7 protein-coding genes and 1 pseudogene are annotated in these 5,411 nt (G+C 71.4%); 2 read left to right on the forward strand and 6 right to left on the reverse strand.

Going from position 1 to position 5,411, the window contains the following annotated elements; all coding sequences use genetic code 11:
- From B7767_RS44880 to B7767_RS24390, 3 genes and pseudogenes are all read right to left on the reverse strand, one after another.
- Window positions 1-128: pseudogene (locus tag B7767_RS44880) on the reverse strand (aminofutalosine synthase MqnE); the annotation flags it as partial.
- 51 nt (window positions 129-179) lie between these two features.
- Window positions 180-638, reverse strand: coding sequence for an Lrp/AsnC family transcriptional regulator (locus B7767_RS24385; RefSeq protein ID WP_085574083.1), 459 nt, complete (start codon window positions 636-638; stop codon window positions 180-182).
- Window positions 639-711: 73 nt separating this feature from the next.
- Window positions 712-1,350: a UbiX family flavin prenyltransferase gene (locus B7767_RS24390; RefSeq protein WP_085574084.1), complete on the reverse strand. Its 639-nt coding sequence runs from the start codon at window positions 1,348-1,350 to the stop codon at window positions 712-714.
- 230 nt (window positions 1,351-1,580) lie between these two features.
- Here B7767_RS24390 and B7767_RS24395 point away from each other — a divergent pair, with 230 nt between their 5' ends.
- Window positions 1,581-1,781 (forward strand): type II toxin-antitoxin system VapB family antitoxin, encoded by a 201-nt coding sequence (locus B7767_RS24395; protein WP_085574085.1) that lies wholly within the window; start codon window positions 1,581-1,583, stop codon window positions 1,779-1,781.
- A 22-nt stretch (window positions 1,782-1,803) separates the two neighbouring features.
- On the opposite strand, the gene mqnP is transcribed toward B7767_RS24395, so the two are convergent.
- Both mqnP and B7767_RS24405 read right to left on the reverse strand, forming a co-directional pair.
- Window positions 1,804-2,709 (reverse strand): menaquinone biosynthesis prenyltransferase MqnP, encoded by a 906-nt coding sequence (gene mqnP / locus B7767_RS24400; RefSeq protein WP_085574086.1) that lies wholly within the window; start codon window positions 2,707-2,709, stop codon window positions 1,804-1,806.
- Window positions 2,706-4,163: a menaquinone biosynthesis decarboxylase gene (locus tag B7767_RS24405; protein WP_085574087.1), complete on the reverse strand. Its 1,458-nt coding sequence runs from the start codon at window positions 4,161-4,163 to the stop codon at window positions 2,706-2,708. The genes mqnP and B7767_RS24405 overlap by 4 nt, the downstream gene beginning before the upstream one ends.
- 77 nt (window positions 4,164-4,240) lie before the next feature.
- On the opposite strand from B7767_RS24405, the gene B7767_RS24410 reads away from it, so the two are divergent.
- Window positions 4,241-4,567 (forward strand): PLD nuclease N-terminal domain-containing protein, encoded by a 327-nt coding sequence (locus B7767_RS24410; protein WP_085574088.1) that lies wholly within the window; start codon window positions 4,241-4,243, stop codon window positions 4,565-4,567.
- Window positions 4,568-4,686: 119 nt separating this feature from the next.
- On the opposite strand, the gene B7767_RS24415 is transcribed toward B7767_RS24410, so the two are convergent.
- The coding region (locus B7767_RS24415) for a LamG domain-containing protein (RefSeq protein ID WP_306297987.1) at window positions 4,687-5,411 on the reverse strand (725 nt) is incomplete at its 5' end.

The following is a 5,411-nucleotide window of genomic DNA, read 5'->3' on the forward strand; positions in this document are numbered from 1 at the left end:
ACCTCGTGCGCCAGCCCGCCCAGCCAGGCCAGGTCGTCCGACTCGTACAGCGCGATGCCGTCCTCACGGGTCAGGCGCTCGCCCGCCCCGACCTTCTCCTCCAGCTCGCGCTTGAGCCCGACGTCCATGCCGATCCCTCTTTCCCTCTTCAGACAGACCCGGTCAACCGTACGCCCCGCTCACTCCATCTCCTCCGGCAGCTCACCCACGCGGTTCTCCCACTTGGTGGAGAGCACGATGGTGGTCCGGGTCCGGGAGACGCCCTTGGTGCCGGAGAGCCGGCGGATGATCCTCTCCAGGCCGTCCACGTCGGTCGCCCGCACCTTGAGCATGAAGGAGTCGTCGCCGGCGATGAACCAGCAGTCCTCGATCTCCCGGAGGTCCTTCAGCCGTTGCGCCACGTCCTCGTGGTCGGCGGCGTCGGAGAGCGAGATGCCGATCAGGGCGGTCACGCCGAGGCCGAGCGAGGCGGCGTCCACGGTGGCGCGGTAGCCGGTGATGACACCGGCCGCCTCCAGCCGGTTGATGCGGTCGGTGACGCTGGGGCCCGACAGTCCGACGAGGCGCCCCAGCTCCGCGTAGGAGGCCCGGCCGTTCTCCCTCAGGGCCTGGATGAGCTGCCTGTCCACCGCGTCCATCGAATCGAAGCCTTCCACTGGAACCGAAAGAGGTCTGAGAGTTCTGCACGTGCCGGGGTGTCGCGGGAAGTGCTCAGTGCGGGCGGGATCCACCGCCGAGTTCGCCCTTCCAGCGGCGGTAGAGCCGGTGCTCGACACCCGCCGCGTCGAGTACGCGTCCGGCGACGAAGTCCACCAGGTCCTGGATGTGCGTCGCGCCCGCGTAGAAGGCCGGCGAGGCGGGCACCACGGTCGCGCCCGCGTCGTCCAGCGTCACCAGGTGCCGCAGGGTCTGGCCGTTCAGCGGGGTCTCCCGTACGGCCACGACCAGCGTGCGCCCCTCCTTCAGGGTGACGCTCGCCGTCCGCTGCAACAGGTCCTTGGACAGCCCGAGCGCCACCCCGGCCACACAGGCCGTGGAGGCGGGCACGATCAGCATGCCCTTGCTCGGATACGACCCCGAGGACGGCCCGGCCGCGAGGTCACCGGCGGCCCAGTGCCGTACGCCGTCGAGGTCGACGGTGAACGTGTCCGGCTTGCCGTCCGCCCCCCGGGACAGCCATTCCCGCAGGTCGTCCCGCCAGTGGGCGTCCCGGAAGGCGATGCCGGTCTCGTCCAGCAGGGTGAGCCGGGAGGCCCGGCTGACGACGAGGTCGACGCTCTCGCCCGCCGCCAGAAGCGCACGCAGCACAGCGGCTGCGTAGGGCGTCCCGGACGCCCCCGAGACCCCCACGATCCAAGGCTTGCGCCGCGTTTCTCCTGCGTTCACATCTTGAGCCTACCGGCGGAGGGCAGGCGTCCGTTCTCAGGACCGGTCGAAGGCCCCACGGGCGGCACCCGGCCGGTGTCCGGCCACCGGCCGGGCCTCGCCCGCGTACCGCCTGGACCTCGTATACCGCCTCGGCCTCGTACCACCGCGCCCCGGACGGCTAGAGTGCCGGTGCGACGCGATGAGGGGGCACGGTGGCCAAGGTCAACATCAGTCTCGACGCCGAACTCGTGGTGGAAGTGATGGTCCTGGCGGGGGTCGGCTCGCCCCAGGACGCGATCGAGGTGGTCGTGCGGGACTACATCGCCCGCGGCCACCGCACGGAGGCCCGCACCGAACTCAGGGACCAGGGGCTGCGCGAGGTCGACGCCGAGCCGCAGGAGCCCCAGGGCTGAGTCCCGGCCGCTCGCCGGCGCCCTACACGGTCAGGCCCCGCACCAGCAGGTCCAGCAGCGCGCACACGAACAGCGCGATGCCGATGAAGCCGTTGACGCTGAAGAACGCCCGGTTCAGGCGGGTCAGGTCGTTCGGGCGGACGATCGTGTGCTCGTAGACGAAGGCGCCGGCCACGATCAGCAGGCCGAGCCAGAAGAAGGCGCCGGCACCGGTGAGGAGCGCGTACCAGACGAAGAGGGCCGTCGTGACGGTGTGGCAGGCGCGGGCGCCCCAGATCGCGGCGGGGATGCCGAAGCGGGCCGGCACCGACTTCACGCCGATCTCGCGGTCGGTGTCGACGTCCTGGCAGGCGTAGATCAGGTCGAAGCCGCCGATCCAGACGCCTACCGCGAGGCCGAGGACGACGGCGTCCCAGGACCACGACCCGGTGATCGCCAGCCAGCCGCCGACCGGGCCCATCGCCTGCGCGAGTCCGAGGATGGCCTGCGGGAAGTTGGTGAACCGCTTGCCGTACGGATACACCACCATCGGGATCACGGCGACGGGTGCGAGGGCGAGGCAGAGCGGGTTGAGCAGGGCCGCCGCGCCCAGGAAGACGGCGAGGGCGACGAGCGCGCCCGTCCAGGCGTGCCTGACCGACATCGCGCCGGTGACCAGCTCGCGGTGGGCGGTGCGCGGGTTGCGGGCGTCGATCTCGCGGTCGATGATCCGGTTGGCGGCCATGGCGAAGGTGCGCAGGCCGACCATGGCGACGGTGACCAGGAACAGCCGGCCCCAGTGGATGTTCTCGTCCCACTCGTACATCGCGGTGAGGGCGGCGATGTAGGCGAAGGGGAGGGCGAAGACCGAGTGCTCGATCATCACCAGGCGCAGGAAGGCTTTCGTGCGTCCCGGCTGCTGCGGAAGCGCGGCGGAGGCCGAGGTCACAGTCCGTACTCCTTCCAGCGGCGGTCGACGAGCGCGGCCGTGTCCGGGTCGGACTCGACCATGTCGGGCCAGCCGCCGTCACGCGTGTACCCCTCCTCGGGCCACTTCTTCGTCGCGTCGATGCCCGCCTTGCCGCCCCAGAACTGCTGGTACGAGGAGTGGTCGAGGTGGTCGACGGGGCCTTCGACGACGGTGAGGTCACGGGCGTAGTCGGTGTTGCCGAGGGCCCGCCAGGACACCTCGTGCAGGTCGTGGACGTCGCAGTCGGAGTCGACGACCACGATCAGCTTGGTCAGCGACATCATGTGGGCGCCCCAGATGGCGTGCATGACCTTCTGCGCGTGCTTGGGGTACTTCTTGTCGATCGAGACGATCGCGCAGTTGTGGAAGCCGCCGGACTCGGGGAGGTGGTAGTCCACGATGTCCGGGACGATGATCTTGAGGAGGGGGAGGAAGAAGCGTTCCGTCGCCCGTCCCAGCGGTCCGTCCTCGGTCGGGGGCCGGCCGACCACGATCGACTGGAGCAGCGGGCGCTTGCGCATCGTCACGCAGTCGATCCTCAGCGCGGGGAACGGCTCCTGCGGGGTGTAGAACCCGGTGTGGTCGCCGAACGGCCCCTCGGGCAGCATCTCGCCGGGCTCCAGCCAGCCCTCGATCACGACCTCCGCCTGCGCCGGGACCTGGAGCGGAACGGTCTTGCAGTCGACCATCTCGATCCGCTTGCCCTGCAGGAACCCGGCGAACAGGTACTCGTCGATGTCGCCGGGCAGCGGCGCGGTGGAGGCGTACGTCACGGCGGGCGGGCAGCCGAAGGCGATGGCGACGGGCAGGCGCTCACCGCGCCGGGCGGCCACCTGGTAGTGGTTGCGGCTGTCCTTGTGGATCTGCCAGTGCATGCCGATGGTGCGCCTGTCGTGGCGCTGGAGGCGGTACAGGCCGAGGTTGCGGACGCCCGTCTCCGGGTCCTTGGTGTGGGTCAGCCCCAGGTTGAAGAAGGAGCCGCCGTCCTTGGGCCAGGTGAACAGCGCGGGGAGCCGGTCGAGGTCCACGTCGTCGCCGGTGAGCACGACCTCGTGCACGGGCGCGTCGGAGGACTTCACCTTCTTCGGCGGTACGTGCGTCATCGCGCCGAGCTTCCCGAACGCCTCGCGCACCCCGACGAACCCGTGCGGCAGCTCGGGCTTCAGCAGTCCGCCGATCTTCTCGGAGATGTCCGCGTACGACTTCAGGCCGAGCGCCTTCAGCAGGCGGCGGTCGGTGCCGTACACGTTCATCGCGAGGGGCATGTCCGAGCCGCGCACGTTCTCGAAGAGCAGCGCGGGACCGCCGGCCTTCTGCACCCGGTCGACGATCTCACCGACCTCCAGATACGGGTCGACCTCGGCCTTGATGCGCTTGAGGTCACCCTCGCGCTCCAGCGCCCTGAGCAGGGAGCGAAGATCGTCGTAAGCCATGCGGTCAAGTATCCCCGAGCGGTTACCCTGGCCCTGTACCGCCCACCGCTTTCGCTTGCTTTAGCTGGAGAGGCCCCATGCTGCGGGTGCTGATGTTCCTCGTGCCACTGGCCCTGAGCGTGTACGCGTTCATCGACTGCATCAGCACGAAGGACGAGGACATCCGCCACATGCCCAAGCCGCTGTGGGCGATCCTCGTCCTGCTGTTCCCGCTGGTCGGCTCGATCTCCTGGCTGATCGCCGGCAAGAAGCGGCACCCCGCGGGCGGTGCCGCGTGGGGCGGGGGCGGCGGTCGGCGGCAGTGGGTCGCGCCGGACGACAACCCCGACTTCCTCAAGTCGCTGGACGAGGAGAGGGACAAGGACGACAGGCCGGGGGACGGCGAGCGCGGCGGGGCGGGCTGACCGCCTCCGCCCCCTCCCCTCCGGCCGGCCCCTGGTCCGGCTCCGGGTCGCCGTCACCGCGCCACCGGTGGCGGCGCCCGCCCGTTCCCCCGCGACGCGGACACGCACGCCGGGACGGGTCAGCCGACGAGGTCCTCGATCCGGGCGGCGGTCAGGGCCCGGTCGAAGACCCGTACGTCGCGGACGGCACCGGGGAAGAAGTCGACGGCCCGACCGCCGTACGACGCCCGGCCGATGATGAGGGGGCCGGTGGCGGACATCGGGTTGGTGTCCTCGGTCTCCGCCTCCTGTACGCCGTCGACGTACAGCCGCAGTGTGCGCGCCCGGCCGTCGCAGACGCCGGCCAGGTGGGTCCAGACGTTCACGGCGGGCTCGCTGCGGCCGGCGGCGCGCAGGCCGGGGCGGGAGAGGGCCCAGCGGTTCTCGTCGACGGCGTACTGGAGGTAGAAGGCGCTGGCGTCCCCTGCGTCCTGACTGACGGCGGTGGCCCAGCCCCCCGGTGCGGCGGAGAGCCGGACCCAGGCGGCGATCGTGAAGCTCCGGCCCTCCCCGGTCTCCACCACCGGTCCCCCGGTCATGATCTGGCCGCCCTGCCCGTCGAAGACGGCTCCGCCTCCGCCGGGCACCCAGGTGACGCCGGACGCGGTGCCGTCGTGGCCTCCCGCGGTGTCCCGCGCGACCGTGCCGGAGGTCTCGTCGAGGGGCCAGTGCCCGACGGGCCGGACGGGCCGGGGGGCGGCGGAGGGTGAGGACGAGGGCGAGGAGGGGGGCGTGGCCCGGTCCCGGTCCGCGGCGGCCGACCGGTTGAGCCAGAACCCCGCCCCGGCACCGGCCGCGGCGACCG

The organism is Streptomyces sp. 13-12-16 (assembly GCF_002114215.1).
In the GTDB taxonomy this organism is placed as follows: Bacteria; Actinomycetota; Actinomycetes; order Streptomycetales; family Streptomycetaceae; genus Streptomyces.

Bases quoted from the DNA above. Each gene is read 5' to 3' on its own strand.
- B7767_RS24385 (WP_085574083.1), bottom strand. From the start codon at position 638: ATGGACGCGGTGGACAGGCAGCTCATCCAGGCCCTGAGGGAGAACGGC.
- B7767_RS24405 (WP_085574087.1), bottom strand. From the start codon at position 4,163: ATGGCTTACGACGATCTTCGCTCCCTGCTCAGGGCGCTGGAGCGCGAG.
- B7767_RS24410 (WP_085574088.1), top strand. From the start codon at position 4,241: ATGCTGCGGGTGCTGATGTTCCTCGTGCCACTGGCCCTGAGCGTGTAC.